General features: G+C 71.2%; 26 protein-coding genes and 1 tRNA gene. 17 read left to right on the plus strand and 10 right to left on the minus strand.

Annotated features, from left to right (window positions below; translation table 11 throughout):
- Positions 1–31 precede the first annotated feature (31 nt).
- Genes DAI17_RS00155 through DAI17_RS00165 form a run of 3 tightly spaced genes read left to right on the plus strand, consistent with a single transcriptional unit; the run spans position 32 to position 1,879 of the window.
- Entirely contained in the window at positions 32–442 is a 411-nt protein-coding gene (locus DAI17_RS00155; RefSeq protein WP_107770895.1) for an FAS1-like dehydratase domain-containing protein, read from the plus strand.
- Positions 439–828, plus strand: coding sequence for a MaoC/PaaZ C-terminal domain-containing protein (locus tag DAI17_RS00160; protein ID WP_107770896.1), 390 nt, complete (start codon positions 439–441; stop codon positions 826–828). The genes DAI17_RS00155 and DAI17_RS00160 overlap by 4 nt, the downstream gene beginning before the upstream one ends.
- Entirely contained in the window at positions 821–1,879 is a 1,059-nt protein-coding gene (locus DAI17_RS00165; RefSeq protein ID WP_199904861.1) for a UDP-N-acetylmuramate dehydrogenase, read from the plus strand. Before DAI17_RS00160 ends, DAI17_RS00165 begins: the two co-directional genes overlap by 8 nt.
- A gap of 3 nt (positions 1,880–1,882) precedes the next feature.
- On the opposite strand, the gene DAI17_RS21150 is transcribed toward DAI17_RS00165, so the two are convergent.
- Positions 1,883–2,506 (minus strand): DUF4190 domain-containing protein, encoded by a 624-nt coding sequence (locus DAI17_RS21150; protein WP_199904862.1) that lies wholly within the window; start codon positions 2,504–2,506, stop codon positions 1,883–1,885.
- The gene (locus DAI17_RS00175; RefSeq protein ID WP_107770897.1) at positions 2,503–3,600 is read right to left on the minus strand and encodes an adenosine deaminase; all 1,098 of its coding nucleotides are present in this window, start codon (positions 3,598–3,600) and stop codon (positions 2,503–2,505) included. The genes DAI17_RS21150 and DAI17_RS00175 overlap by 4 nt, the downstream gene beginning before the upstream one ends.
- Before the next feature lie 132 nt (positions 3,601–3,732).
- Between DAI17_RS00175 and DAI17_RS00180 the strand changes: the two genes are divergently transcribed.
- From DAI17_RS00180 to DAI17_RS00205, 6 genes are all read left to right on the plus strand, one after another.
- Positions 3,733–3,805, plus strand: a tRNA-Trp gene (locus DAI17_RS00180).
- A gap of 94 nt (positions 3,806–3,899) precedes the next feature.
- Positions 3,900–4,157 (plus strand): preprotein translocase subunit SecE, encoded by a 258-nt coding sequence (gene secE, locus DAI17_RS00185; RefSeq protein ID WP_107770898.1) that lies wholly within the window; start codon positions 3,900–3,902, stop codon positions 4,155–4,157.
- A 91-nt stretch (positions 4,158–4,248) separates the two neighbouring features.
- The gene (nusG, locus tag DAI17_RS00190; RefSeq protein WP_234412051.1) at positions 4,249–5,127 is read left to right on the plus strand and encodes a transcription termination/antitermination protein NusG; all 879 of its coding nucleotides are present in this window, start codon (positions 4,249–4,251) and stop codon (positions 5,125–5,127) included.
- 69 nt (positions 5,128–5,196) lie between these two features.
- Positions 5,197–5,625, plus strand: a complete 429-nt coding sequence (rplK, locus tag DAI17_RS00195) for a 50S ribosomal protein L11 (RefSeq protein ID WP_107770899.1) — start codon at positions 5,197–5,199, stop codon at positions 5,623–5,625.
- Positions 5,626–5,733: 108 nt separating this feature from the next.
- The gene (rplA, locus tag DAI17_RS00200; RefSeq protein ID WP_107770900.1) at positions 5,734–6,450 is read left to right on the plus strand and encodes a 50S ribosomal protein L1; all 717 of its coding nucleotides are present in this window, start codon (positions 5,734–5,736) and stop codon (positions 6,448–6,450) included.
- 184 nt (positions 6,451–6,634) lie between these two features.
- Positions 6,635–7,498: a LolA-like protein gene (locus DAI17_RS00205; RefSeq protein ID WP_107770901.1), complete on the plus strand. Its 864-nt coding sequence runs from the start codon at positions 6,635–6,637 to the stop codon at positions 7,496–7,498.
- A 37-nt stretch (positions 7,499–7,535) separates the two neighbouring features.
- Here DAI17_RS00205 and DAI17_RS00210 read toward each other — a convergent pair whose 3' ends face one another.
- Positions 7,536–8,531, minus strand: coding sequence for a DnaB-like helicase C-terminal domain-containing protein (locus DAI17_RS00210; protein WP_199904863.1), 996 nt, complete (start codon positions 8,529–8,531; stop codon positions 7,536–7,538).
- Between the two features lie 272 nt (positions 8,532–8,803).
- Between DAI17_RS00210 and rplJ the strand changes: the two genes are divergently transcribed.
- The 3 genes from rplJ to DAI17_RS00225 all read left to right on the plus strand — a co-directional run bounded on the left by rplJ (position 8,804) and on the right by DAI17_RS00225 (position 10,969).
- On the plus strand, positions 8,804–9,475 hold the full coding sequence (gene rplJ, locus DAI17_RS00215) for a 50S ribosomal protein L10 (protein WP_107770903.1): 672 nt from the start codon (positions 8,804–8,806) through the stop codon (positions 9,473–9,475).
- Positions 9,476–9,550: 75 nt separating this feature from the next.
- The gene (gene rplL, locus DAI17_RS00220; RefSeq protein ID WP_107770904.1) at positions 9,551–9,946 is read left to right on the plus strand and encodes a 50S ribosomal protein L7/L12; all 396 of its coding nucleotides are present in this window, start codon (positions 9,551–9,553) and stop codon (positions 9,944–9,946) included.
- Positions 9,947–10,117: 171 nt separating this feature from the next.
- Complete coding sequence (locus DAI17_RS00225) at positions 10,118–10,969, plus strand: methylenetetrahydrofolate reductase (RefSeq protein WP_199904864.1); 852 nt, start codon at positions 10,118–10,120, stop codon at positions 10,967–10,969.
- Positions 10,970–11,087: 118 nt separating this feature from the next.
- Here DAI17_RS00225 and DAI17_RS00230 read toward each other — a convergent pair whose 3' ends face one another.
- The 5 genes from DAI17_RS00230 to DAI17_RS00250 are packed head-to-tail and all read right to left on the minus strand — an operon-like array spanning position 11,088 to position 15,995.
- Entirely contained in the window at positions 11,088–11,738 is a 651-nt protein-coding gene (locus tag DAI17_RS00230; protein WP_199904865.1) for a DUF1638 domain-containing protein, read from the minus strand.
- Entirely contained in the window at positions 11,671–13,653 is a 1,983-nt protein-coding gene (locus DAI17_RS00235; protein ID WP_107770906.1) for an ASKHA domain-containing protein, read from the minus strand. Before DAI17_RS00235 ends, DAI17_RS00230 begins: the two co-directional genes overlap by 68 nt.
- 10 nt (positions 13,654–13,663) lie before the next feature.
- Positions 13,664–14,530, minus strand: coding sequence for a dihydropteroate synthase (locus DAI17_RS00240; protein WP_107770907.1), 867 nt, complete (start codon positions 14,528–14,530; stop codon positions 13,664–13,666).
- Entirely contained in the window at positions 14,530–15,195 is a 666-nt protein-coding gene (locus DAI17_RS00245) for a corrinoid protein (protein WP_107770908.1), read from the minus strand. The genes DAI17_RS00240 and DAI17_RS00245 overlap by 1 nt, the downstream gene beginning before the upstream one ends.
- Positions 15,192–15,995: an IclR family transcriptional regulator gene (locus tag DAI17_RS00250; protein ID WP_199904866.1), complete on the minus strand. Its 804-nt coding sequence runs from the start codon at positions 15,993–15,995 to the stop codon at positions 15,192–15,194. The genes DAI17_RS00245 and DAI17_RS00250 overlap by 4 nt, the downstream gene beginning before the upstream one ends.
- 143 nt (positions 15,996–16,138) lie before the next feature.
- On the opposite strand from DAI17_RS00250, the gene DAI17_RS00255 reads away from it, so the two are divergent.
- Positions 16,139–17,578, plus strand: a complete 1,440-nt coding sequence (locus DAI17_RS00255) for a trimethylamine methyltransferase family protein (RefSeq protein ID WP_234412052.1) — start codon at positions 16,139–16,141, stop codon at positions 17,576–17,578.
- 6 nt (positions 17,579–17,584) lie between these two features.
- Here DAI17_RS00255 and DAI17_RS00260 read toward each other — a convergent pair whose 3' ends face one another.
- Both DAI17_RS00260 and purU read right to left on the minus strand, forming a co-directional pair.
- Positions 17,585–19,264, minus strand: coding sequence for a formate--tetrahydrofolate ligase (locus DAI17_RS00260; RefSeq protein ID WP_107770911.1), 1,680 nt, complete (start codon positions 19,262–19,264; stop codon positions 17,585–17,587).
- Positions 19,265–19,315: 51 nt separating this feature from the next.
- Positions 19,316–20,185 (minus strand): formyltetrahydrofolate deformylase, encoded by an 870-nt coding sequence (purU, locus tag DAI17_RS00265; protein WP_107770912.1) that lies wholly within the window; start codon positions 20,183–20,185, stop codon positions 19,316–19,318.
- 47 nt (positions 20,186–20,232) lie between these two features.
- Between purU and DAI17_RS00270 the strand changes: the two genes are divergently transcribed.
- The 4 genes from DAI17_RS00270 to DAI17_RS00285 all read left to right on the plus strand — a co-directional run bounded on the left by DAI17_RS00270 (position 20,233) and on the right by DAI17_RS00285 (position 25,362).
- A complete protein-coding gene (locus DAI17_RS00270; protein ID WP_107770913.1) occupies positions 20,233–21,042 on the plus strand; it encodes an IclR family transcriptional regulator in 810 nt (269 codons plus the stop codon).
- 148 nt (positions 21,043–21,190) lie between these two features.
- Positions 21,191–22,264 carry a quaternary amine ABC transporter ATP-binding protein gene (locus tag DAI17_RS00275; RefSeq protein WP_107770914.1) on the plus strand — a complete coding sequence of 358 codons (1,074 nt, stop codon included), beginning with the start codon at positions 21,191–21,193 and terminating at the stop codon, positions 22,262–22,264.
- The gene (locus DAI17_RS00280; protein ID WP_107770915.1) at positions 22,261–24,300 is read left to right on the plus strand and encodes an ABC transporter permease; all 2,040 of its coding nucleotides are present in this window, start codon (positions 22,261–22,263) and stop codon (positions 24,298–24,300) included. The genes DAI17_RS00275 and DAI17_RS00280 overlap by 4 nt, the downstream gene beginning before the upstream one ends.
- 63 nt (positions 24,301–24,363) lie before the next feature.
- Positions 24,364–25,362, plus strand: coding sequence for an ABC transporter substrate-binding protein (locus tag DAI17_RS00285; protein WP_107770916.1), 999 nt, complete (start codon positions 24,364–24,366; stop codon positions 25,360–25,362).
- The last annotated feature ends 16 nt before the right edge of the window (positions 25,363–25,378 follow it).

The raw sequence follows: 25,378 nt of genomic DNA on the forward strand, positions 1-25,378 counted from the left end.
TCGGCGGGTCGGTGTCATTTAGGCTCCTTCCATGCCTGTCGACCAGTCCCTCGTGGGGCGCGAGTTCCCCCCGACCGCCCCGCTGGAGGTGACCGAGGAGCGCGTGGCGGCCTTCGCCGCCTCCCTCGGGGCCCGGTACGACGCCGGCGGCGCCGTGCCCCCGACGTACCCCATCGTCCTGGCCTTCGACGCCATGCAGGCGTTCCTGGCCGCCGAGGACATCGACCTGTTCCGCATCGTGCACGGCGAGCAGCGGTTCGCCTACGAGCGCCCGGTGCGGGTCGGTGACGTGCTCACCGCGACCCTGGGCGTGGTGAGCCTGCGCCAGATCGGCGGCGCCGACATCATCGGCACCAGCAGCGCCATCACCGACGGCGACGGGGCCCTGGTCTGCACCGGCCGCGCGACCCTGGTCCACTCCGGCGGGCAGGAGACGTCATGAACCCCGGCGACACCTTCGAGCCGCGCACCTTCGCCATCACCCGCGCCGACCTCGTCGCCTACGCGGAGGCGGCCGGTGACCCCAACCCGATCCACCAGGACGAGGAGGTCGCCCGCAGCGTCGGGCTGCCCGGCGTCATCGCCCACGGCATGTACACCCTCGGCCTGGTCGGCCGCGCTGTCGAGGAGTGGACCGGGGGAGCCGAGGTCGTCGAGCTCGGCTGCAAGTTCACCCAGCCCGTTGTCGTCCCCGCCGACGGGGCGGCCGAGGTCGTGGTCGCCGGCAGCGTCAAGGGCGTCGCCGACGGCCTGGCCACCCTCTCCCTCGAGGTGACCTGCGACGGCACCAAGGTGCTGGGCATGCCCAAGGCCGTCGTCCGTGCCTGAGGCTCCCACCCTGCTGCGCGACCACACCACCCTGCGACTGGGCGGACCCGCCCGCGAGTGGGTCCGGGCCACCACCGAGCAGGAGGTCGTCGAGGCGGTCGCCGAGGCCGACGCCGCCGGCACCCCCGTGCTCGTCCTCGGGGGCGGCAGCAACCTGGTCGTGGCCGACGAGGGCTTCGACGGACGGGTGGTCGAGGTGGCGACCTCGGGCGTCGTCCCGGACGTCGAGGACGACGGAGCCGTGTGCGGCGGGGTCGTCGTCCGGGTCGCCGCCGGCGAGGGCTGGGACGACCTGGTGGCCACCGCCGTGGACCGTGGCTGGGTCGGCGTCGAGGCGCTGTCGGGGATCCCCGGCAGCGTGGGGGCCACCCCGATCCAGAACGTCGGCGCCTACGGCCAGGAGGTGAGCCAGACGATCGCCTCGGTGCGGGTCTGGGACCGGACCCTGCGCGGCGTCCGCACCTTCGCGGCCGCCGACTGCGACTTCGGCTACCGGACCTCCCGCTTCAAGGCGGACCCCACGCGGCACGTCGTGCTGAGCGTCGACTTCCAGCTCCGCACCGGGTCGCTCGGCGCTCCGGTGGCCTACGCCGAGCTCGCCCGCACGCTGGACGTCGAGCAGGGCGGTCGCGCCCCGCTCGCCGCCGTGCGCGAGGCCGTGCTCGCCCTGCGGTCCGGCAAGGGCATGGTCCTCGACGCGGCTGACCACGACACGTGGAGCGCGGGCTCGTTCTTCACCAACCCGTTCCTCACCCCCGAGCAGGCCGCGGCGCTGCCCGACGACGCCCCCCGGTGGAAGCAGCCTGACGGCCGGGTCAAGTCCAGCGCCGCGTGGCTCATCGAGCGTGCGGGCTTCGGCAAGGGGCACGGCCTGGACGTGCGCGGCGGGCGGGCCAGCCTCTCGACCAAGCACACGCTGGCGCTGACCAACCGCGGCGGCGCGAGCACCGAGGACCTGCTGGCCCTGGCCCGCGAGGTCCGCGACGGCGTCGAGGCGGCGTACGGCGTCCGGCTGGTCAACGAGCCGGTGCTCGTCGGGTGCGAGCTCTGACCCCTACAGGTCGGACTCGTAGCCGCTCGTCGTCTCGTAGGTGCTGACCCCGACCGCCGCGAACAACACGATGAACGCGACGACGGCGAGGACGATGAGCACCAGGATCGCGGTGCCGATCATCCCCATGATCCGTCCCGCTTGTGCCTGCTCGCGACCGCTCCAGCGTCCGGGCTCGGCGTCGATGGCCTTGACCACGCGGCCGCCGGTCACCCACGCGAAGGGCGCCATCACGATCGGCACCACGCAGATGAACAGGCCGATCAGCGAGACGAGCCCGAGCACCATCGCGGTCGTCGAGGAGGGGTGCGGCGGCGGGGTGGCGTAGCCCTGCCCGTAGCCGTAGGGCTGTCCCGGCTGGCCGTAGGGAGCCTGGCCGTAGGGAGCCTGGCCGTACGGCGGCTGGGCGGCGTACGGCTGCGTGGGCGGCTCCCCGGGGGCGCCGTAGGGCGAGTGGGTCGGCGGCGCTCCGTACGACGACGTCTCGGCCGAGCCGTAGGGGTTGCTCGGCGGCTCGGACCCCTGCCCGGGGTACTGCGGGGTCTGCGACCCGTCCGGGTTGGTCCGCATGTAGTCGTCGGGGCCGTGCCCCGGCTCGGGCTTGGCCGGCTCGTCCTGGTTGCTCACCGGACCATCGTCGCAGCCGGGACCGCCTCCGTCGCGCCGATCGGGCCGGACAGCCACGCGTCCACCTCGGCGAGGGCCCGGCTGCGCACGTCCTCGGGCGCCCGAGAGGCGACGAAGGAGGACCGCGCCAGCGACGCGAGCTCGGCGTCGGTCAGGTCGTGGGCGGCCCGCATCGTGGCGTACTGGCCGGCCAGCCGGGAGCCGAAGAGCAGCGGGTCGTCGGCCCCCAGCGCGATCGTGGCACCGGCGGCCATGAGCTGGGGGAGCGGCACCGAGGTGAGGTCGGAGTAGACCCCGAGGGCGACGTTGGAGACCGGGCAGACCTCCAGCGCCACGCCGGCCTCGACGACCCGGTCCAGCAGCTCCGGGTCCTCGACGGACCGCACCCCGTGGCCGAGCCGGTCGGCGTGGAGGTCGTCGAGGCACCGGCGGACGTGGTCCGGCCCCCGGAGCTCGCCGCCGTGCGGGGCCAGCAGCAGGCCCGCCCGCTCGGCGATCGCGAACGCCGGCGCGAACTCGCTCGTCACGCCGCGGCGCTCGTCGTTGGAGAGGCCGAAGCCCACGACACCGCGGTCGGCGTACTGCGCGGCGAGCCGGGCCAGCGTGCGGGCGTCGAGCGGGTGCCGCGTGCGGTTGGCCGCGATGACGACGGCGATCGGCAGGCCGGTGCGACGGGTGGCGTCGCGCACGCAGTCCAGGACCAGGTCGGTGAAGGCGGTGATGCCGCCGAACCGGGCGGCGTACCCGCTCGGGTCCACCTGGATCTCCAGCCAGCGCCCGCCGTCGGCGACGTCGTCCTCGGCGGCCTCCCGGACCAGGCGTCGTACGTCGTCGGGGGTGCGGAGCACCGACCGGGCCACGTCGTAGAGGCGCTGGAAGCGGAACCAGCCCTTCTCGTCGGCGGCCGAGAGCTGGGGCGGCCAGTCCTCGACGAGCGAGTCGGGGAGCGCGATGCCGTCCCGCTCGGCGAGCTCGAGGAGGGTGTCGTGCCGCATGGAGCCGGTGAAGTGCAGGTGCAGGTGGGCCTTCGGCAGGGCGTGCACGTCGCGGCGCTCGGCTGCGGTGGTGCCCCCGTCGTCCCGGCCGTGACCCATGCCCGCGATCGTAGGGGGCGACGCCGGTTCGACGCGGCTGGGGGCAGCCCCGTATGCTTCCCGTTTGGTGGATTCCCCAATGCTTCGCCATGCCCTCACCGGGGTGCGGCAGGCGCCGGGGAGGACCGTCGGAGGGCACTAGCTCAACTGGCAGAGCATCGGTCTCCAAAACCGAAGGTTGGGGGTTCAAGTCCCTCGTGCCCTGCAAAGCGCAACACCGCAGCACAGGCTGCAGTGACAATGAATCGCAGTGACAACGAACTGCAGTGACAACGGATCGACGAGGAGAGGTGGCAGGCGTGTCGGACACCCCGGCTGTGCACGAGCCGCGCGAGGGATCGCGTGGTGCCGACCGCAAGCGCACGGGCCCGGCCACCTTCTACCGTCAGGTGGTCGCCGAGCTCCGCAAGGTCGTCTGGCCGACGCAGCAGCAGCTGACCACCTACTTCCTCGTCGTGATGGTGTTCGTGATCGTGATGATGGCCTTCGTGTCGGCCCTCGACCTGGCCTTCGGCAGGCTCGTCTTCGCGATGTTCACGGGCAACTCCAACCAGTGACCGAGCGCCGGCCCGACCGGCGCACCTCCCCTGCCCACCCCGACCGGACACCCGGCCGGGAACCCAGTTCATCGACGTGACGGAGCCACAAGTGTCCGACCAGTACGACTCCCCGGACCAGCACGACGCCGAGGCGTCCGCCGACGAGACCCCCGAGGTCGCGTCGCAGGACGCCGGCGACGACGCGGTGACCGACGAGTCCGTGCCGTCCGGGGTCGAGACCGCGGACGCCTCCCTGACCACCGAGGCCCTCAGCGACGCCGAGGGCGACGCTCCGCTCGCCGACTCCGGCGACGAGACCGCCGACGAGTCGACCGAGGAGGTCTCCGACGAGGCGGCCGCCGAGGACCCGCTCGAGGCCTTCCGCCGCGAGCTGTGGGCCAAGCCCGGCGACTGGTTCGTCGTGCACACCTACTCCGGCATGGAGAAGCGGGTCAAGCAGAACCTCGAGAACCGCATCATCTCCCTCAACATGGAGGACTACATCCACGAGATCGTGGTCCCCACCGAAGAGGTCGCCGAGATCAAGAACGGCCAGCGCAAGATGGTCACCCGCACCGTCCTGCCCGGCTACGTCCTGGTCCGCATGGACCTCACCGACGAGTCGTGGTCGGCCGTGCGCCACACGCCGTCGGTCACCGGCTTCGTCGGCCACAGCCACCAGCCCGTGCCGCTGAGCATGAGCGAGGTCGAGGACATGCTCGCGCCCGCCGTCGTCGCGGTCGCCGAGGCCGAGGCCGCCGCCGCCGCCGGTGACAAGCCCGCCGCGGCCGCCGCGGCCAAGAAGCCCGTCGAGGTCGCCGACTTCGACGTCTCCGACTCGGTCATGGTGGTCGACGGCCCGTTCGCCACGCTGCACGCGACGATCACCGAGATCAACGCCGAGTCCCAGAGGGTCAAGGCCCTCGTCGAGATCTTCGGCCGGGAGACCCCGGTCGAGCTGAGCTTCAGCCAGATCCAGAAGGTCTGACGCTCACCCGCAACACCCGTGGCAGGGGGCACCCGCCCTCGTCAGGACCACAGAGAACAGGAAGAGAACATGCCTCCCAAGAAGAAGATCGCTGCGCTCGTCAAGGTGCAGCTCCAGGCCGGTGCCGCGACCCCGGCCCCGCCGGTCGGTACCGCGCTCGGTCCGCACGGCGTTAACATCATGGACTTCTGCAAGGCCTACAACGCGCAGACCGAGTCGATGCGCGGCAACGTGATCCCCGTCGAGATCACGATCTACGAGGACCGGTCCTTCGAGTTCATCACCAAGACCCCTCCGGCCGCCGAGCTGATCAAGAAGGCCGCCGGCCTCTCCAAGGGCTCCGGCGTCCCGCACAAGGACAAGGTCGGCAAGCTGACCAAGGACCAGGTGCGCGAGATCGCGCAGACCAAGCTGCCCGACCTCAACGCCAACGACATCGACGCCGCGATGAAGATCGTCGAGGGCACCGCCCGCTCCATGGGCGTCACCACCGACTGACCACCCCCGCGAGCGTCGTACGACGCGGCGGACATCCCGGCTCCCAGCCGACACCCCGTGGCAGGACCGCGCTGGTCCACTGACCACAACTGACGAAAAGAGACAGACATGCAGCGCAGCAAGACCTACCGCGCGGCGGCCGAGCAGTTCGACAAGGACGAGCTCTACGCCCCGCTGGCCGCCATCAAGATCGCCAAGGGCGGCTCGAAGAAGAAGTTCGACGAGACCGTGGACGTCGTCATGCGCCTCGGCGTCGACCCGCGCAAGGCCGACCAGATGGTCCGTGGCACCGTCAACCTCCCGCACGGCACCGGCAAGACCGCCCGTGTCCTGGTGTTCGCCAACGCCGACAAGGCCGAGGCCGCCCGTGAGGCCGGCGCCGACTTCGTCGGTGGCGACGAGCTGATCGAGAAGGTCAACGGCGGCTGGCTCGACTTCGACGCCGTCGTCGCGACGCCCGACATGATGGGCAAGGTCGGCCGTCTGGGCCGCGTCCTCGGCCCCCGCTCCCTGATGCCCAACCCCAAGACCGGCACGGTGACCCCCGACGTCGCCAAGGCCGTCACGGACATCAAGGGCGGCAAGATCGAGTTCCGCGTCGACCGCCACGCCAACCTGCACTTCATCATCGGCAAGGCGTCCTTCTCCGAGGTCCAGCTCGCGGAGAACTACGCCGCCGCCCTCGAGGAGGTGCTGCGTCTCAAGCCGGCCAGCTCCAAGGGCCGCTACATCAAGAAGGTCACCGTCTCCACGACCATGGGCCCCGGCGTCCAGGTCGACCCAAACCGCACCAAGAACGTCGCGGCCGAGGACGAGCAGGCCTGACCCCTCCCAGGCTCCGCCTGGCACGCTCCACCGACGCCCCGGTCATCCCCGTGATGGCCGGGGCGTCGTCGTGTGCTGGGGCCGGGTGGGAGGATGAGGGGGCGGACGGGGGTCGACACGCCGGGCTTGTCACGGGGACGGCCGGATGGACGCCCGGTCGCACCCACCACACGAAGGAGCCCTCATGGCCCGCCCCACCCTGGCCCGTCGCCTCGGCGTCGCCACCCTGCTGACCAGCCTTGCCCTCACCACCGCGGCCTGCGGCGGCGACAGCGGCTCGGAGGGAGCCACCGGCAGCGACACCAGCGAGTCGAGCGAGGAGTCCGCCGGCGACTCCGAGGGGGACGAGCCGAGCGGTGACCTCGAGGAGCTCGAGGCCGCAGAGTTCTACCCCGCCGTGATGGAGGCCCTCCAGGAGGCCGAGACCTTCGCCTTTACGCTCAGCTCCAGCACCGAGGGCTCCGACGCGGGGAGCATGGAGATGGACGGCGTCATGCGGTACGACGACCAGGGAGTCGACCTCCAGGCCAGCGGCACCGCCCAGGGCACCCAGGAGCTCGAGATGATCGTGCTCGACAAGGTCCTCTACATGAGCGGGATGGGCATGGACCTCGGGGACAAGAAGTGGTTCAAGGTCGACATGAGCGACCCCAACAGCCTCTTCGGGATGCTCGGCAAGTCCACCGACCCGCAGCTGATGTTCAAGGCGATGGAGGAGCCCAAGTCCTTCGAGCTCCTCGGCACCGAGGAGGTCGACGGGGTGGAGACCAACCACTACGAGGTCGTCATGGACACCTCGGCCTACGCCGACGCCATGGGGATCCCCGCCCAGATGGCGACGTCGCTGCCCGAGGACATCGCCGTGGAGATGTGGGTCGACGCCGACGACCTGCCGCGACAGTTCCGCCAGGAGCTCGAGCTGCCGGCCGCTGGTGGTGCCGAGCCCAGCACGACCACGACCGAGGGCACCTACTCCGACTACGGCAGCGACGTGACCATCGAGGCGCCGCCGGCCTCGGAGGTCTCGGGCCGGATGCCGGGGATGTGAGAGCCGGCCCGGGCCGGCCGGCACGGTCGGCCCGGACCTACTCGACGAAGACCCGGTCGTCGATGAGCTGCTCCTTGACCTCGTGGCCCTCGGCCTCGAACCGCCCCTGCTCGAACCGCTTCCGGTACTCCAGGTCGACGCCGTCGCGGCCGAACCGGTTCTTCTCGACGCTCAGCACGGCCCAGTCCCGGAAGCGCTCGGCGTTGCCCAGGTCGTAGGTGAGGTGGTGCCGGGCGACGACGTCGAACTTGCTGCTCAGCACCAGGATGACATCGGCCTCGTAGGCCAGGGCCGAGGATCCGCGCAGGTGGTGGGTCCGCATCCGGGTGCCCGAGCGCAGCGCCTGCTTGTCGGCCGCGACGACGGCCAGCACCGGCGCCGAGATGTCGATGGCGAGGTCCTTGAGCCCCTCGACGATGGTGGTGCTGCGCTCGTGCTCGTCCATCGGCGCGCCCGGGACGAGCACCTTCTGCAGGTAGTCGACGACGACGAGCGGCATCGTGCCGGTAGCTGCGTGCACCTCCTCGATCCGCTCCCGGATGACGCCGAGGTCGGTGCGGCTGCCGGTCGAGCGGTGCACGAACAGCCACTCGGCGTACCCACGCACGGTGGCGAGCGCGGGCAGGGCGCCGGGGACGCCGGCGAGGCGCTCGTCCATCGAGGCCGCCTCGGACGCGTCGAACGCCTCCCGCATGGTGGCGAGCCGGACCTGGAGCGAGTCGCTGTGCTCGCCGGCCTCCATCGCCATCAGCTTGAGGACGAGGTCCTCGGCGTCGTGCTCGTAGGAGAAGTACAGGACGGGCCGTCCGGAGCGGGCCACGTTGCGGCAGACCTGCACTGCGAACGTCGTCTTGCCCAGGCCCTGGGCGCCGGCCACCAGCACCAGGGAGCCGGCCCGCAGGCCGCCCCCGATGACGGGGTCGAGGCCGCCGAAACCGGTGGGCCACAGGCGCTCGGCCGCGTGCCTGCCCCCTCGCATCCGCTCCTCGGTGCGGGCCAGAGTCGTGCCGATGGTGCTCAGGTCGTCGTCCACGTGGACCATGGAACCAACTCCGGCGGCTCCGCGTGGGCGCTTCGCCGATTTGTCCGGGCCGCGCCCCGCCCCCTACTGTTGGCCCCTGAAACCAGAGACCGCCGGTAGTCGAGGGGCATCAGCTCCGAGACCGAAGGTTCCGCCTGACAGCGGACGGCCAGCGCAGGTGAGGAGCACGACCGCAGTAGTGCGGTTCCACGCCCCGAGCCTGTGCTCGGGGCGTTCGTCGTCTCACGGGTCCTCCGCCGGTGGTCACATCCGGAAGGAGACCCATGGCGCGGCCAGAAAAGACTGCCGCCGTTGCGGAGATCGTTGAGTCGTTCAACGACGCCGCCGGTGCTGTGCTGACCGAGTACCGCGGTCTCACCGTGAAGCAGCTGCAGGAACTGCGGCGCTCCCTCGGCGAGAACGCCAACTACGCCGTGGTCAAGAACACGCTGGCCAAGATCGCCGCCACCGAGGTGGGCATCGAAGGCTTCGACGACCTGCTCACCGGCCCCACGGCCATCGCCTTCATCAATGGAGACGTGGTCGAGGCAGCCAAGGGTCTGCGTGACTTTGCCAAGGCAAACCCCGCCCTCGTCATCAAGGGCGGTGTCCTGGACGGCAAGTCCCTCGACGCCTCCGAGGTCGCCAAGCTGGCCGACCTCGAGTCGCGTGAGGTGCTGCTGGGCAAGCTCGCGGGCGGCATGCTCGCGTCGCTGTCCCAGGCCGTCTACCTCCTCAACGCCCCGCTCGCCCAGGCTGCCCGGCTCGCCGGCGCCCTGGAGGCGAAGGCGACCGAGGACCCCTCGATCCTCGCAGGTGGTGCCGGCACGCCGGCCGCTGCCGAGGAGACCCCGGCCGCTGAGGAAGCCGCCCCTGCCGAGGAGACCGAGGCGCCTGCCGCCGAGGCCGCCGACGCCGAGGCCGCTGACGAGGCGACCGAGTCCACCGACGCCTGACCGGGCCGACGTACACCACCTGAAACCCCTGGCCGGGGAACACTCACCGGCCACCCAACGGAAGGAAACGCCACCATGGCGAAGCTCACCACCGACGAGCTGCTCGACGCGTTCAAGGAGATGACCCTCATTGAGCTGAGCGAGTTCGTGAAGCAGTTCGAGGAGACCTTCGGCGTCACCGCCGCCGCTCCGGTCGCCGTTGCCGCCGCTCCGGGCGCCGCTGCCGCCGGCGGCGACGCCGGTGCCGCCGCTGCCGAGCAGGACGAGTTCGACGTCGTCCTCGAGGCCGCTGGTGACAAGAAGATCAACGTCATCAAGGAGGTGCGCGCCCTGACCTCCCTCGGCCTGAAGGAGGCCAAGGACCTCGTCGAGAGCGCCCCCAAGCCGGTCCTCGAGAAGGTCGCCAAGGACGCTGCGGACAAGGCCAAGGAGGCCCTCGAGGCCGCCGGCGCCACCGTCACCGTCAAGTGACCCATCCGGTGCCGGCCTGACCGGCACCACCGCGGTCCTCGCACCGCACCCCGTCCTCAGGGCGGTCACCGCACAGGTGGCCGCCCTGAGGCGATTTCCGGCCTGTACCCGGGCCCGGCAGAGCCGTTACAGTGGGCGACGTCTGATGCGCATCACGAATCGAGTTGCTCCATGCGCAACAAGCGAATTGCCGAGACGATGGCTCGTCTGCTGCGGCACGCACGCTACGAGGTCCTGCCCACCGCCTCCACCGAGGACAAGGTGCTGGCACACGTGCCGCGCGACCTGGCGGTGACCGTGACCGCCTCGCCCGGCAAGGGCCTCGAGGCGACGCTCGACCTCGCCGAGCGGCTGGCCGGGCACGGCTACGTCGCGGTGCCCCACCTCGCCGCCCGGATGATCAGCGGACCCGACGAGCTCGCCGAGATCGTCGAGCGGCTCACCGGCAAGGGCATCACCCGGGTCTTCGTCCCCGGCGGCGACGCCGAGCCGGCGGGCGAGTACGTCGACGCCCTCGGGGTGCTCCGGGACCTCGGCGCCCTCGGCGACCCGTTCGAGCAGGTGGGGATCACCGGCTACCCGGAGTCGCACCCGACGATCAGCGACGACCTGACGGTGCAGTCGATGTGGGACAAGCGGCAGCACGCGACGCACATCGTCAGCAACCTCACCTTCGACCCGGGTGTCGTCCGGGACTGGATCCGCCGGCTGCGAGCCCGCGGTGTCACCATGCCGCTGCTGCTCGGCGTCCCCGGGCCGGTGGAACGCGCCAAGCTGGTGACCATGGCGACCCGGATCGGCGTCGGTGAGTCCACACGCTTCCTGGTCAAGCACCGTGGCACGCTCGCCCGGCTCGCCTCGCCGGGCGGGTTCACCGGCGAGCGCTTCCTCGAGCGGTGCGCCCCCGCGCTGGGGGAGCCCGGCGCGCTCGTGGAGGGGCTGCACGTCTTCACCTTCAACCAGGTGGCCGAGACCGAGGCCTGGCGCGTCGACCTGCTGGAGCGGCTCCGCGCCGACCGCTGAGCTGACGCCGACCGGGCAGTTCCGTCGCGCTGGAAGATGCCGACCGGGCAGTTTCGTCGCGCTGGAGCGGTCAAGAAGGGGGGAGGTCGGCACGGTTCAGCGGTACGGAAGCGCCCGGTCACGCGACGAGGGCGGCCAGGGCGCGCTCGAGCCCGTGGTCCCCGGTCTCCACGACGGTGAGGGGCAGCCCGACGCTCGCGGCCGCCTGCTCGGCCAGGCGACGCAGCTCGTCGTCCGGCTCCTGCGCCAGCCAGACCATCCGGGTGTAGTGGCCGAAGTAGGTGTCGCGCAGCTCGGGGTACCGGTCCAGCCCGAGCTCCTGGAGCACCGTGCGCGCGAACGATCGGGCGAGGAAGTCGGTCAGGAGGTAGGTGCCGGGCTGCTCGTCGAAGAAGCGCTCGAGCCGGTCGGCGCCGGCGTACACGTCGTAGCAGTGCAGACCCGGCAGCCGGGCGAGGCCGAGCTCGCGGCACACCTCGTCGAGGGCGCCGTAGGTCCCGCAGTCGGCGTACCCCACCACCACCCGCTCGTACGACGGCGCGAGACGCTCCGCGATGGCGCGCACCTCCGCGGCGATCCGCTCCGGGTGGTTGTGCAGCAGCGGGGGGAGGGGGTGCACGTCGACGGGCCACCCGCGCCGGGCGACCACCGCGGCGGCCGGCTGCGCGAGCGCTCCGCAGGCGATCAGCGCGACCCGGCCCTCAGGAGCCGAACGCGAGCTGCTCGACGAAGGCGTCGTTGAAGTCGGCGCGGTCCGAGAGCTCGACATAGGTCACCTCCTCGAGCAGCGCCAGCGCCCCCGCGCGCTCGCGCACGGAGAGCAGGGCCATCTTGGCGCCCTCCCCGGCCACGTTGCCGGCGGCGACGATCCGCAGCACCGGCAGCCGCGGCACCAGGCCGATCCGGACCGCGGACGCGGGGGAGAGATAGCTGCCGAACGAGCCGGCGAGCAGCACCTGCTGGACGTCGCGCTGCTCGAGGCCGAGCTCCTCGAGCAGGAGCGACCAGCCCGTGGAGATGGCCGCCTTGGCGAACTGGAGCTCGCGGACGTCCCGCTGGGAGAGGTAGACGCACTCGGCCGGCTCGGCGTCCGCCGTGGGCCGGTGGAGCAGGAACACCCGCTCCTCGCCCACACGGGCCATCCGGTCGGCCAGCGCGGGGGCGATCCGGAGGGCCTCCTCGTCCGGCACCAGCCGTCCCGAGGAGTCCAGCAGCCCGACCCGCACGAGCTCGGAGACCGCGTCCACCAGCCCGGAGCCGCACAGGCCGCGGGGCTCCACGTCCCCGATCACGCCGAGCGTCACCGCCGGCTCGTCCCCCTCGGCCGCCGGGTCGACCGTGACCACCTCGATGGCCCCGTCGGCGGCCCGCATCCCGCACCGGATGGCGCCGCCCTCGAAGGCCGGCCCGGCGGGCGCGGCCGTGGACACGATGGTGTCGCCGTCGCTGAGGACGATCTCGCAGTTGGTGCCGACGTCGATGAAGAGCCGCGTGCGCTTGTCGCGGTCCATGCCCGTGGCGAGCATGCCCGCCACGATGTCGCCGCCGACGTAGGCGCCCAGGGCGGGGAAGAAGTAGGCGCGGGCCCGAGGGTGCACCGACAGCCCGAGGTCGGAGGCCAGGACCGTGGGCGGCTGCGCGGAGGACATGACGAAGGGGGCCACGCCCAGGGGCTCGGGGTCGATGCCCAGGGCGAGGGCGGTCATGGTGGCGTTGCCGGCGACCGCCACCTCGTAGACCTGCGTCGGGTCGACGCCCCCCTCGCGACAGACCCGGGCGGCGACGTCGGACAGGGTCGCCCCGGCGGCGGCCTGCAGGCGACCGAGCGCCTCCTTGTCCATCATCGTCGCGCTGATCCGGGTGATCACGTCGCCCCCGAAGGGCTGCTGGCCGTTGAGCACCGAGGTCACCGCGAGCGGGGTGCCGGTGGCGACGTCGAGCAGGGTGCCGACCACGGTGGTGGTGCCGAGGTCGAAGGCGATCGCGTAGCGGGCCGCGGTGGTGTCGCCCGGCTCCACGTCGACGAGGTCCTCGTCGACGACCACGGCGGTCACCTTGAAGTCCGCCTCGCGCAGCACGGTCGGGAGCCGGCGCAGCACGTGGACGTCGGCGGTGAGCTCGAGGTCGTCGATCGCCTCGGTCAGCCGCGCGAGGTCGGTGCGCTGGTCGGCCAGCGTGGGCTCGGCGAGCTCGACGTACCGCTTCTGGACGGCGGGCCGCAGGATCACCTGGCGGCCGATGCCGACCGTCGCGGCCTTGGGCCGGGTGGTCAGGGGCGGCACCTCGACGCTGAGGTCGCGGGTGGCGTGCACCAGGCAGCCCAGCCGCCAGCCGTCGGCGACCTGGGCCGGTGTGAAGGTCCGGGTGTCGTGCCGGGTCACCGGGACCGTGCCGCCCTCGACCCGGACCTTGCACTTGTGGCACGTGCCGTGGCCGCCGCAGGTGGAGTCGATGGCGATGCCGTTCCACGAGGCCGCGTCGAACACCGTGACGCCGGGCGGCACCCGGACGGCGCGGCGGGTCGGTGGGACGTCCGTGCCGTCCTCGCCGCGGGTGTGGACCGTGAAGTCGAGGTCGACCCGCCCGGTGCCGTCGTGGGGCGCCGGCTCGGTGCCCGGTCGCTCGATGAGGCCCTCGCGGGCGACGTCGGCGAGGGAGAAGTCGGGCCCGTCGGGCTGGGTCATCGCGGTGCCCTCACGTGCCGGAAGCCGCCTGCTTGGCCCGGTGCGCCGAGATCCACGCCATGCCCCAGTCGTCGTGGCCGAGGAACACGTCGGCGGCCTTGACCGCCTCGACGACCTTCGGCGTGCGGGTGTCCATGATCGCGCTGGTCAGGCCCGAGGTCATCGCCATCGGTAGCCAGGCGGCGTTGAGGGTGTGCCGGTCCGGCATGCCGAAGGAGACGTTGGACGCGCCGCAGGTCATGTTGACCCCGATCTCGTCGCGGATGCGGCGCATCACCTCGAAGGTCACCAGCGAGGTGGTGGTGTCGGCGCCGATGGGCATGGCCAGCGGGTCGATGACGATGTCGCCCGCGTCGATGCCGTACTCCTCGGTCGCCACCCGCACGATCTTGCGGGTCAGCTCGACGCGCTTGTCGGCCTCCATCGGGATCTCGTCGTGGTCGTTGGGCAGCGCGATGATCGCGGCGTCGTGCTTCTTGACCAGCGGGAGGATGAGCTCGAGGCGTTCGTCCTCGGCGGTGACCGAGTTGACCAGTGCGCGCCCCTGGTAGACCGACAGCCCGGCCTCGAGCGCCTCGACGACCGAGGAGTCGATGCAGATCGGCAGGTCGGTGAGGCCCTGGACCATCTGGATCGCCTTGGCCAGCAGCTCGGGCTCGTCGGTGAGCGGGACGCCCATGTTGACGTCGAGGACGTCGGCGCCGCCCTCGACCTGGGCGCGCACGTCGCGCTCGATGGCCGACAGGTCGCCCTCGCGGAGCTGTTCCTGGAAGATGCGCCGGCCGGTGGGGTTGATGCGCTCGCCGATGAGGCAGAACGGGCGGTCGTGGCCGAGCACGACCTCCTTGGTCGCGGAGCGGAGGACGGTGTGCAGCATCAGGCCGGCACCTTCGCGCGCTTCTCCTCGAGCAGGCGCTTGGCCCGCTTGACCGTCTGCGAGGCGTCCGCGGCGTAGCCGTCGGCGCCGACCGCGTCGGCGTACTCCTGGGTGACGGGTGCACCGCCCACCATCACGATCACGCTGTCGCGGATGCCGGCCTTCTCCAGGGCGTTCATGTTGGCCTTGAACATCGGCATCGTGGTGGTGAGGAACGCGGAGAAGCCGACGATGTCGGGCTGGTGCTCCTCGATCGCGGAGACGAACTTCTCCGGCGCCACCTGCACCCCGAGGTCGACGACCTCGAAGCCGGCCCCCTCGAGCATGATGTTGACCAGGTTCTTGCCGATGTCGTGGACGTCGCCCTTGACCGTGCCCATCAGGAACTTGCCGATGGTCTGCACGCCGGTCTCGGCCAGGAGGGGGCGGAGCCGCTCCATCGCGCCGGCCATCGCGCGGCCGGCGATGAGCATCTCGGGGACGAAGAAGTCGCCGCGCTCGAAGCGGGCGCCGACCTCCTCGAGGGAGGGGATGAGCGCGTCGAAGAGGAGCGTCTGGGGCTCCATGCCGGCGCCCAGTCCCTCCTCCGTCAGCTCGAGGACGCGGGGGCCGTTGCCGACCAGCGTCTCGTCATACAGGCCCTGCAGGATCTCCTCGGGAGTCATGCGACCACCTCCTCGTGGTTGTGTGGCGTGCTGTCGTGGGGGGTTCCGCGCAACAGGGTGGAGAGCCGGGTGGCGTGCTCGAGGAGGCGGTCGCCGAGGTCGTCGGCCCGCTCCTCCAGCCGGGGGGTGGGGCCGGAGATGCCGAGCGCAGCGACGACGTCGCCGTGCACCCCGAAGACGGGTACGGCGACGCCGCTGAGGCCGATCTCCAGCTCGTCGGTGGTGACCGCCCACCCGCGCTCACGGGTCCGCGCCCCGTCCCGGCGCAGCTCCTCGTGGCTGGTGACGGTCGCCGGGGTCAGTCCCTCCAGCGAGCCCTCGGGCGGCGTGAGCGCACCCCAAGCCAGCAGCACCTTGCCCAGCGCCGAGCAGTGGGCGGGCACGTCGACCTCGGTCCAGTCGCGGGTCCCCAGGAGGTACGTCGAGTCGACCTGCGCCACCTGCACGACCCGGTCGCCGCGGGCCACGCTCAGGTGCACCGTCTCGCCCGTGTCCTCGCCGATCGCCTCCATCGCGGGGCGCGCGAGCCGCACCAGCTCGTCCCACGGGTCGTGCCGCGCGGCGTACAGCCAGAAGAGCCGGCCGGCGACGTAGGACCCGGCCGCGTCGCGCTCCAGCAGGCCCGACCGCTCGAGCGCCGTCAGCATCCGCGAGGTCGTGGACTTGGCGAGGCCGCTCGCGTCCTGCAGGTGGGCGAAGGTCAGCGGCTCGTCCGCCCGCACCACCGTGGCCACCAGGTCGGCGGCCCGGTCGACGGCACGGGTGCCGCTGGCCCCGCCGCTGCTGGACGCGTCGCCCACAGGTGCTCCTTCGATCTCGGGGGTTCCCAGAGGTTCCATGATGTGGAACCGTGGTTCCACATCATGAGGTTAGGAGTCGTCGCTCGCCCGGGTCAAGGGCCCACACCGCGACGTCCCCACCGGCCGGAGACCCAGGAGGAGCCGTGTTCCGCAACTCGATGCCGCGCTACGAGGTCCTGTCCCAGGACGCGATGGCCACCCTCGACAAGGGGTGGCGCAGGCTGATGACCGAGATCGGCGTGGAGTTCATGGACGACCGGGCGCTCGACCTGTTCCGGGCCGCCGGGCAGCGGGTGGAGGACCGCACGGTCTTCCTCGACCCGGACTTCGTGCTCGAGCAGGTCGCCAAGGCGCCGAGCGAGTTCGACGTGCAGGCCCGCAACCCCGCCCACAACGTGCACATCGGTGGGGACTCGATGGCCTTCGGCGCGGTCTACGGGCCCCCGTTCGTGCGGCAGGGCGACGTACGCCGTGACGCGACGATGGAGGACTTCCGCAGCTTCACCCGGCTCGCCCAGTCCTTCGACGCGCTCGACTCGGCAGGCGGCGTGATCTGCGAGCCCAACGACACCCCGCTCGACAGCCGCCACCTCGACATGACCTACGCCCTGCAGACGCTGACCGACAAGGTCTACATGGGCAACGTGGTCTCGGGCGTCAACGCAGCCGACACGCTCGCGATGACCTCGATCCTCTTCGGCTCCCGGGAGGCGATCGAGCAGACGCCCGCCACGATCTCGCTCATCAACTGCAACTCGCCCCTGCGCTGGGACGACCGGATGCTCGAGGCGCAGTTCGAGTACTCCGGCGCCGGCCAGCCGGTCGTGCTCACCCCGTTCATCCTGATGGGCGCCATGTCGCCGGTGACGATCCCGGCGGCGCTGGTCCAGCAGATCGTGGAGGCGCTTTCGGGGATCGCGCTGTCCCAGCTCATCCGGCCGGGCACGCCGGTGATCTTCGGGTCGTTCCTCTCCAACATCGACATGCAGTCCGGCTCGCCGACGTTCGGCACCCCCGAGTCCGGAATCGGCCTGCTCTGCACCGGTCAGATCGCGCGGCACTTCGGGCTTCCCTTCCGCACCGGCGGAGGGCTGACGTCCTCGCAGGTCGCCGACGCCCAGGCGGGCTACGAGGCACTGATGACCCTGATGCCGACCTTCCTGGCCGGCGCCAACTGGGTGATGCACTCCGCCGGCTGGCTGGAGGGCGGCCTGGTCGCGGGCTACGAGAAGTTCATCGTCGACATCGAGCTGCTCCAGATGCTGCGCCACGAGTTCACGCCGATGGAGATCGACGAGGCGTCGATGGCGTTCGGTGCGCACGAGGAGGTCGGCCACGGCGGCCACTTCCTGGGGGCCATGCACACGATGGAGCGCTTCCGCACCTGCTTCTACCGCCCGCTGCTGTCCTCCTCGGACAACTACGAGCGGTGGATGCGCAACGGAGCCAAGGACACCAACGCCCGGGCGACCGAGACCTACCGCAAGACCCTCGAGGAGTACGAGCAGCCGGCGCTGGACGACGCGGTCCGCGAGGAGCTCGAGGAGTACGTCGTCCGTCGCCGGCGCGAGCTCGGCGACTGACCCGCCCTACGACAGCCCGAGGACGGTCCCGTCGTCCATCAGGTCGATCCGGGCCGCCGACGGGTCGCGCGGCAGGCCGGGCATCGTCATCATGTCGCCGCACACGACCACGACGAAGCCCGCGCCGGCCGAGAGCCGGACCTCGCGGACGTGCAGCTCGTGGCCCGAGGGTGCGCCGAGCGAGGTGGGGTCGGTGGAGAAGGAGTACTGCGTCTTGGCGACGCACACCGGCAGCGCGCCGTACCCGTCCCGCTCGATGCGCTGGAGCCGTCGGCGTGCCCTGGCCTCCCACGTGACCTGGCCGGCGCCGTAGAGCCTGGTCGCGATCGCCTCGACCTTGGCGACCAGCGGCAGGTCGTCCTCGTAGGTGAAGGAGAACTCCAGCGACGACGGTTCGTCGATCGCGGCCAGCACGCCCTTGGCCAGGGCCTCGGCGCCGGCCCCTCCGTCCGCGAAGTGGGTCGCCGGGTAGGCCGCCACGCCCTCGGCGGCGACGAGCTCGACGACCCGGGCGACCTCGCGGTCGGTGTCGGTCGGGAAGCGGTTGACGGCCACGACGCACGGGATGCCGTAGGCGTGGCGCACGTTGTCGAGGTGGCGCCGCAGGTTGACCATCCCGGCCTCGACCGCACCGAGGTCCTCGGTGCCGAGGTCGGCGAGCGGCACGCCACCGTGGTACTTCAGCGCGCGGACGGTGGCCACGACGACGGCGACGTCGGGACGCAGCCCCGACTTGCGGCACTTGATGTCGACGAACTTCTCCGCACCCAGGTCGGCGCCGAAGCCGGCCTCGGTGACCACGATGTCGGCCAGCCGGAGCCCGGCCCGGGTGGCCATCACCGAGCTGCACCCGTGCGCGATGTTGGCGAACGGCCCGCCGTGCACGAAGGCCGGGGCGCCCTCCAGGGTCTGCACCAGGTTGGGGGCCAGCGCGTCGCGCAGCAGCACGGCCATGGCCCCGTCGGCGCCGAGCTGCCGGGCCGTCACGGGCGCCATGGCCCGCGTGTAGCCGATGACGATGTCGCCGATCCGGCGCTTGAGGTCGGCCCAGGACTCGGTGAGGCAGAAGATCGCCATCAGCTCGGACGCGACGACGATGTCGAAGCCGTCCTCGCGGGGGAAGCCGTTGGCGTGCCCGCCCAGCCCCACGACCACCTCGCGGAGCGCGCGGTCGTTGGTGTCGAGCACCCGCTTCCAGGTCACGCTGCGCACGTCGATGTCGAGCTCGTTGCCGTGGTGGACGTGGTTGTCGATGAGGGCCGCGAGCAGGTTGTTGGCGGCCGCGATCGCGGCGAAGTCGCCGGTGAAGTGCAGGTTGATGTCGGTCATCGGCACGACCTGGCTGTAGCCGCCGCCCGCTGCGCCGCCCTTCATGCCGAAGACCGGGCCCATCGACGGCTCGCGCAAGCAGGCGACCGTCCGGTGACCGAGGCCGTGCAGGGCGTCGGTGAGCCCCACGGTGGTGGTCGTCTTGCCCTCGCCGGGCGGGGTGGGGGAGAGGGCGGTGACCAGCACGAGCCGTCCCAGCGGCCGCTCGGCCAGCGACGCGAGGTAGGTCAGGTCCACCTTCGCCTTGTGGTGCCCGTAGGGCACCAGGTGGTCCTCGTCGATCCCGAGCGTGGCGGCCGCCACGTCCCGGATCGGCTGCAGGGTGGCTGCGTTGGCGATCTCGATGTCCGACAGCATGTGCCTGGTCCTCCCTCGGTGGTGCTCTCGTGTCGACGTGGTCCGGTCGGGTCACCGGAAGACGACGGTGCGGTCCCCGTTGAGCAGGACCCGGGACTGCGCGTGCCACCGCACCGCCCGGGACAGGACCTGGGCCTCGACGTCGCGACCCGCCGCGACCAGCTGCTGCTGGTCGTAGGTGTGGTCGACCCGGATGACGTCCTGCTCGATGATCGGCCCCTCGTCGAGGTCGGCGGTGACGTAGTGCGCGGTCGCCCCGACCAGCTTCACGCCGCGGTCGAAGGCCTGGTGGTAGGGCCGCGCGCCCTTGAAGCTCGGCAGGAACGAGTGGTGGATGTTGATCGCCCGCCCCGACAGCCTCCGGCAGAGGTCGTCGGAGAGCACCTGCATGTAGCGGGCGAGGACGACCAGGTGGGCGCCGGTGCCGTCGACCAGCTCCATCAGCTGCTTCTCGGCGTCGGCCTTGGTGTCCGGCGTGACCGGGACGTGGTGGAACTCCAGCCCGTAGGAGCGGACCAGCGCCTCGGCGTCGCGGTGGTTGGAGACCACCGCCGGTACCTCGACCTGCAGCGCGCCGGTGCTCGCGCGGAAGAGCAGGTCGTTGAGGCAGTGCAGCTGCTTGGAGACCATGATCAGGGTGCGGTACGGCGCCCGCGCCGGCCAGAGCTCGAACGTCATGCCGAACCGCGCGGCGACGGCGGCGAAGTCCGCCCGCAGCGACTCGGCGGTCGCGGCCCCCTCGACGAGGAAGTCGATCCGCATGAAGAATCGGTCCGTGAGCCGGTCGCCGAACTGCTGGCTCTCCACGATGTTCCCGCCGCGCTCGACCAGGAACCCCGACACGGCGTGGACGATCCCCGGCCGGTCCGGGCAGGACAGGACGAGCACGTAGTTCTCCGGCGGCAGGTCGTTGCGCTCCACGGAACGCAGTCTGCGATACGCAACAGAAGGTGCGCTAGTCTCCGGCCATGGGCAAGGCGGTCGAGCTCGACAGCGAGGTGGCGGAGACGACCACCGCCCTCACCGGGCAGGGCGTCCAGTCCGTCGACCGGGCACTGGGCATCCTCGAGGTGCTCGCACGCGTCGGCGAGGCCGGGGTGACGGAGATCGCCGCCGAGCTGGGCGTCCACAAGAGCACCGCGTTCCGGCTGGTCGCCACCCTGGAGGCGCACCGCCTCGTCGAGCAGACGGTGGACCGCGGCCGCTACCGGCTCGGGGTCGGGGTGCTGCGCCTGGCCGGTGCCACCACCGCCCGCCTGGACCTGGTGCAGGAGGCGCGCCCGATCTGCCGCCAGCTGGCCTCGGACACGGGTGAGACCGTCAACGTGGCCGTGCTCTCCGAGAGCTCGGCCCTCTACCTCGACCAGGTCGCGGGGTCCTCGGCGCTCCAGTCGCACAACTGGGTCGGTCAGCACATCCCGCTCCACGCCACGAGCAACGGCAAGGTCCTGCTGAGCGGGCTCGACGACGCGGCCCTGGACGCCGTGCTCGGCACTCTGGCGACGTACACCCCGCACACGATCACGCGACGGGCCCTGCTGCGTGAGGAGCTGGCGCGGGTCCGGGAGCAGGGGTTCGCCCTCGCGGTCGACGAGCTCGAGGTGGGCCTGACCGCGGTCGCGGCCCCGATACGCAACGCCCACGGCGACGTCGTGGCGTCGATGAGCGTGAGCGGCCCGTCCTTCCGAATCACCCCGGACCGGGTCGACGACGTCGTCCGGCTGGTCACCGACGCGGCCCGCGAGGTGTCCCACCGCCTCGGCTGGGGTCACCGCTAGGTCACGCTGGTCCAGCCGCTCTTGACGGCGGGGGGTCGGCGGCGGATATTCGGGGAAGCGGACCGGTTGCGCTCGGAGCATCCGGTTGCGACATACGCAACAGCAGGAGTTCTGTCGTATCTGCCTCCGAGGACGGCGAGGAGTCGTCATGAGCACCGTGACCGACCGGCACGCCACCACCAGTGCGTCCACCGCCGACGCCGCCCTGTCCGTGCGCCACCTGTGGAAGATCTTCGGCAAGGGTGCGGACTCCATCATCGGCACGCCCGACGCCGAGCTGTCCCGTGCCGAGCTGAAGGAGAAGACCGGCTGCGTGGTCGGCGTCAAGGACGTGTCCTTCGAGGTCGCGCCCGGCGAGGTGTTCGTCGTGATGGGCCTCTCCGGCTCCGGGAAGTCCACCCTGGTCCGGTGCCTCACGCGGCTGATCGAGCCGACGGCGGGGGAGATCGTCATCGAGGGCGACGACGTCACGAGGGCCAGCCAGTCCCAGCTGCGCGAGCTGCGGCGCAACCATGCCTCGATGGTGTTCCAGCACTTCGGCCTGCTGCCGCACCGCCAGGTGATCGACAACGTGGCCTACGGCCTCGAGATCCGCGGGGTGCCCAAGAAGGAGCGTCGGGCCAAGGCCGCCGAGGTGGTCGAGCTGGTCGGCCTGACCGGCTACGAGCACTCCTACCCCGACCAGCTCTCCGGCGGCATGCAGCAGCGCGTCGGCCTCGCCCGCGCCCTAGCCGGTGACCCGTCCCTGCTGCTCTTCGACGAGCCGTTCTCGGCCCTGGACCCGCTGATCCGCCGGGACATGCAGAACGAGGTGATCCGGCTCCACCACGAGCTCGGCAAGACGATGGTGTTCATCACCCACGACCTGGCCGAGGCGCTCAAGCTGGGCGACCGGATCCTGATCATGCGCGACGGGGCGATCGTGCAGGTGGGGACGCCCGACGAGATCATCGGCGCACCGGCCGACGACTACGTCCGCGACTTCACCTCCGAGGTGCCGCGGTCGCACGTGCTCACCCTCAAGTGGGTCATGCACGAGCCCAACGGCGACGCCCTCGAGGGCCCGGTCCTCCAGGCCGACCAGATCGTCAAGGACGCGGCCCGCATCGTGCTGGACCACCAGGGACCGTGCCGGGTGATGGAGGGCGACAAGCTCGTCGGGGTCGTGGACGATGAGGACATCCTCCGGGTGGTGGTGGCGGAGGAGGAGGTGAAGCCATGACGACCGCCGTGGCGACGCCGCCGCAGCCCGCGGCCGTCGAGCCGCCACCCGCACCGCCCGAGCCGCGGACCCTGCCCCGCTGGGCCTGGGCCCTGGTCGTGGTCGGGGTCTGGATCGTCGTGTGGTCGTTCACCAAGGGTCAGGACACACTCGCCCTCGGCGCACGGGAGCACACCGACCTGCACAACGAGTTCACCGAGTTCCGTGACGCGGTCCTCGCGAGCCGCGACACCAACCCGATCATCCAGTTCACCTACCAGCTCGGTTCCTGGTTCACCTCGGCCGTGGAGTGGCTGCAGCGGATGATCTCGATCCCCGACTTCCCGCGGCCGGTGCCCCAGATCGGTTGGATCGGCGTCACCGCCGTCGCGACGTGGGTCGGCCTGGCCGTGGCCGGGTGGCGGATCGCGGTCCTCGTGGCCCTGTCCTTCTTCTCCTTCGGCCTCTTCGGCTACTGGTCGGACTCCATCGACCTGTTGATCGTCACCTTCGTGGCGGTCAGCGTCGCCATCCTGGTCGGGATGCCGCTGGCGGTCCTGCTCGGCACCACCAACCGGGCCGGCGCCTCTGTCATCAACACGGTCCTCGACATCTTCCAGACGATGCCGACCTTCGTCTACCTGCTCCCGATCGTGCTGTTCTTCGGCATCGGCGCCAGCGCGGCCGTGGTCTGCACGCTGATCTACGCGCTGCCCCCGCTGATCCGGATCGCCGGTCACGGCATCCGCTCGGTGTCGGGGATGACCATCGAGGCGACCGACTCAGCCGGCCAGACCAGCTGGCAACGGCTGCGCAAGGTGCAGCTGCCGATGGCCCGCAAGACCATCGTGGTGGGCGTCAACCAGACGATCATGGCGGCCCTGTCGATGGCCACGATCGCGGCGTACGTCGACGGGCCGGGCCTCGGCGGACCGGTGCTCTCGGCGCTGTCCAAGAACGACGTCGGGGGCGCGTTCGTGCCCGGCATGCTGATCGTGGTGATGGCGGTCATGCTCGACCGCTCGACAACGGCCGCCAGCGAGGCATCGGAGAAGGCGGCCCGTGGACGCATCGACCTCCGCAAGCGGCGGATCGTCCTGGCGGCAGCCGCGGTCCCCGTCGTCGTGGCGCTGTGGGCGTCCCGGACCTACACGGACCTGGCGGAGTTCCCCGAGAACGACCTCGGGTCGAGCATCGCCGACGGCGTCAACCGGTTCGTCGACTGGTTCATCGACGTGTTCGGCGGGGTGACCGAGTGGTTCAAGGACCTCATCACCTACGGGCTGCTGAACCCGATGCAGGACCTGCTGGCGGAGTCGCCGTGGTACGTCTCGGCCGCCGGCATCCTCGCGCTGGCGTTCGTCTTCGGCGGCCTGAGGGCGCTGGTGCCGGCCGTGATCTGCGTCTACGGCATCTGGTTCTTCGACCTCTGGCACGACGCGATGATCACCCTCAACATGACCCTGGTCGGCACGGTCCTGGTGATGGTGCTGGCACTGATCTTCGGCGTGCTGATGGCCCGGAGCCGGTACGTCGACCTGCTGCTGCGACCGGTCCTCGACGCGGGCCAGACGATCCCGCCGTTCGTCTACCTGATCCCGATCCTGGCGCTCTTCGGCCCCTCCCGCTTCACCGCCATCCTCGCCGGGGTCATCTACGCCGCCCCGGTCGCCATCAAGCTGGTCGCGGACGGCGTCGGCGGCGTCTCGTCGACGACCGTGGAGGCCTCCCGCTCGACGGGCGCGACGACCTGGCAGGAGATCACCAAGGTCCAGCTGCCGATGGCGCGCGGCTCCCTGGTGCTCGCCGCCAACCAGGGCCTGCTCTACATGCTCTCGATGGCGGTCATCGGCGGCCTGGTCGGAGCGGGTGCTCTGGGCTACGACATCGTCCTGGGCTTCTCCCGGTCCGAGGAGTGGGGCAAGGGCGCCTGCGCCGGCATCACCATCGTGCTCATCGGGATCATGATCGACCGCGTCGCGCGAGCCGCCGCGGACAAGGAGAGCGTCACCCACGACCCGACCCGACGCCCCTGGTGGCGATCGGCCATGGGCTGACCCGGCGCCCCACAGCTCGGAACAGGCAAGCAACGCACGCACGACGCAGAACGAGGAGACGCAATGCGCAACACGCGGAACAGATGGAGGCGGGGGACCCGTGCGGTTGCGGCCGTCGCGTGCCTGGCCCTGGCGACCGCCTGCGGAGGCGGGTCGATCGACGAGGAGACCCAGGCCAACGAGGAGCAGGCCGGCGCCGCGGGCGGGGAGTGCGGCGACCTCAACATGGCCGTCAACCCGTGGGTGGGGTACGAGGCCAGCGCCTACGTGGTGGGCGAGGTCGCCCGCGAGCAGCTCGGGTGCACGGTCAACTACAAGGACCTCAAGGAGGACGTCTCCTGGCAGGGCTTCGGGACCGGCGAGGTCGACGTGGTCATCGAGGACTGGGGCCACCCCGACCTGGAGAAGAAGTTCGTCGCCGAGAAAGGTGGTGACGGCAGCGCCACCGACTTCGGCGAGAACGGCAACGTGGGCATCATCGGGTGGTACGTCCCCGGCTGGCTGGCCGAGGAGCACCCGGACATCCTCGACTACAACAACCTGAACGAGTACGCCTCGGAGTTCGAGACGTCCGAGTCCGGCGGGAAGGGCCAGTTCCTGGGGTCGGACCCGTCCTACGTCCAGTTCGACGAGGCGATCATCGACAACCTCGGACTCGACTTCAAGGTCGTGTTCTCCGGAGGTGAGGCCGCGACGATCACGGCCTTCGAGCAGGCGCAGGAGACCAAGGACTGGCTGATCGGCTACTTCTGGGAGCCGCAGTACATCCACGCCGAGGTGCCGATGGAGCAGGTCGAGCTGCCGCCCTACGAGGACGGCTGCCAGGACGACCCGGCCAAGGTCGCCTGCGACTACCCGGAGACGCCGCTGAAGAAGTTCGTCTCCACCGAGTGGGCCGAGTCCGACTCGACCGCGGTGGGCCTGGTGCAGAACTTCGAGTGGACCAACGACGACCAGAACCAGGTCGCGGCGTACATCACCAGCGACAAGATGTCGCCCGAGGACGCCGCGGCCAAGTGGATCTCGGACAACCAGGACGTGGTCGACGGCTGGCTGCAGTAGCTGCCAGGACTCGTCG

Source organism: Nocardioides sediminis, from assembly GCF_003047295.1.
Lineage (GTDB): Bacteria > Actinomycetota > Actinomycetes > Propionibacteriales > Nocardioidaceae > Nocardioides > Nocardioides sediminis.

What these genes read in the sequence shown, in the direction of transcription:
- DAI17_RS00155 (WP_107770895.1), top strand. Translation starts at nt 32, where the DNA reads ATGCCTGTCGACCAGTCCCTCGTGGGGCGCGAGTTCCCCCCGACCGCC.
- DAI17_RS00160 (WP_107770896.1), top strand. Translation starts at nt 439, where the DNA reads ATGAACCCCGGCGACACCTTCGAGCCGCGCACCTTCGCCATCACCCGC.
- DAI17_RS00175 (WP_107770897.1), bottom strand. Translation starts at nt 3,600, where the DNA reads ATGGGTCACGGCCGGGACGACGGGGGCACCACCGCAGCCGAGCGCCGC.
- rplK (WP_107770899.1), top strand. Translation starts at nt 5,197, where the DNA reads ATGCCTCCCAAGAAGAAGATCGCTGCGCTCGTCAAGGTGCAGCTCCAG.
- rplA (WP_107770900.1), top strand. Translation starts at nt 5,734, where the DNA reads ATGCAGCGCAGCAAGACCTACCGCGCGGCGGCCGAGCAGTTCGACAAG.
- DAI17_RS00205 (WP_107770901.1), top strand. Translation starts at nt 6,635, where the DNA reads ATGGCCCGCCCCACCCTGGCCCGTCGCCTCGGCGTCGCCACCCTGCTG.
- rplJ (WP_107770903.1), top strand. Translation starts at nt 8,804, where the DNA reads ATGGCGCGGCCAGAAAAGACTGCCGCCGTTGCGGAGATCGTTGAGTCG.
- rplL (WP_107770904.1), top strand. Translation starts at nt 9,551, where the DNA reads ATGGCGAAGCTCACCACCGACGAGCTGCTCGACGCGTTCAAGGAGATG.
- DAI17_RS00225 (WP_199904864.1), top strand. Translation starts at nt 10,118, where the DNA reads ATGCGCAACAAGCGAATTGCCGAGACGATGGCTCGTCTGCTGCGGCAC.
- DAI17_RS00230 (WP_199904865.1), bottom strand. Translation starts at nt 11,738, where the DNA reads ATGTCGAGCTCTCGGACCGCGCCGACTTCAACGACGCCTTCGTCGAGC.
- DAI17_RS00235 (WP_107770906.1), bottom strand. Translation starts at nt 13,653, where the DNA reads ATGACCCAGCCCGACGGGCCCGACTTCTCCCTCGCCGACGTCGCCCGC.
- DAI17_RS00240 (WP_107770907.1), bottom strand. Translation starts at nt 14,530, where the DNA reads ATGCTGCACACCGTCCTCCGCTCCGCGACCAAGGAGGTCGTGCTCGGC.
- DAI17_RS00245 (WP_107770908.1), bottom strand. Translation starts at nt 15,195, where the DNA reads ATGACTCCCGAGGAGATCCTGCAGGGCCTGTATGACGAGACGCTGGTC.
- DAI17_RS00260 (WP_107770911.1), bottom strand. Translation starts at nt 19,264, where the DNA reads ATGCTGTCGGACATCGAGATCGCCAACGCAGCCACCCTGCAGCCGATC.
- DAI17_RS00270 (WP_107770913.1), top strand. Translation starts at nt 20,233, where the DNA reads ATGGGCAAGGCGGTCGAGCTCGACAGCGAGGTGGCGGAGACGACCACC.
- DAI17_RS00275 (WP_107770914.1), top strand. Translation starts at nt 21,191, where the DNA reads ATGAGCACCGTGACCGACCGGCACGCCACCACCAGTGCGTCCACCGCC.
- DAI17_RS00280 (WP_107770915.1), top strand. Translation starts at nt 22,261, where the DNA reads ATGACGACCGCCGTGGCGACGCCGCCGCAGCCCGCGGCCGTCGAGCCG.
- DAI17_RS00285 (WP_107770916.1), top strand. Translation starts at nt 24,364, where the DNA reads ATGCGCAACACGCGGAACAGATGGAGGCGGGGGACCCGTGCGGTTGCG.